The organism is Allomesorhizobium camelthorni, from assembly GCF_011045125.1.
Lineage (GTDB): Bacteria > Pseudomonadota > Alphaproteobacteria > Rhizobiales > Rhizobiaceae > Allomesorhizobium > Allomesorhizobium camelthorni.
Genome location: NZ_JAAKZF010000338.1, coordinates 1 through 538 on the forward strand (window position 1 = coordinate 1; position 538 = coordinate 538).

The 538-nt window shown below is 57.1% G+C and carries 1 pseudogene; it reads left to right on the top strand.

Going from position 1 to position 538, the window contains the following annotated elements:
• Positions 1-360: 360 nt before the first annotated feature.
• A pseudogene (locus G6N73_RS37860) lies at positions 361-468 on the top strand (IS110 family RNA-guided transposase); the annotation flags it as partial.
• Positions 469-538 lie beyond the last annotated feature (70 nt).

Consider the following 538-nt stretch of genomic DNA (forward strand, 5'->3'; position numbering starts at 1 on the left):
GCCCGGATAGCGGTCAAGCTTCGGTAGACCGTCCCGCGCATACCCTGTCGGATAACCGTCGACCGGATCGTCATAGAGGACGCAAACGACTTTTGCCATTTTGATCTCCCTTCGTTTGAGAACGAAGAGGAAGTCGCTCGATTGTCAAAGCTGCCGGTCGAAATCGACGAGCAGCAGGGCGATCTGCCCGGTTGGATTGTCTGTGGCAAGCAGGCGCGTCGCCTAGCGCTTCCTCATTCGGAACTGCGCGCTGTTACGAATTAGATGGAGGAGCCGGACACGGTTTCAAGTGCGGTGGTCGGCAGTGGCGCCGCGTTCGATTTCCTTCGTTTTCAGACTTCACGCGCGTACAGCTGACGCAAGGCTTCATTTGCTGTTGCGCGCAAGCTTGCCGTCATCCTTTATCGCATGTGGAGCGACGCAACCGAGTTCCGCTACTGCAGGAAACCTGGCCCCGCAACAGCATGACGAATGCAGGAGGACCGCACATTACAACTTCGCCCGATAGGGTGAACCGGATCATTCCTGTAACGTGGCA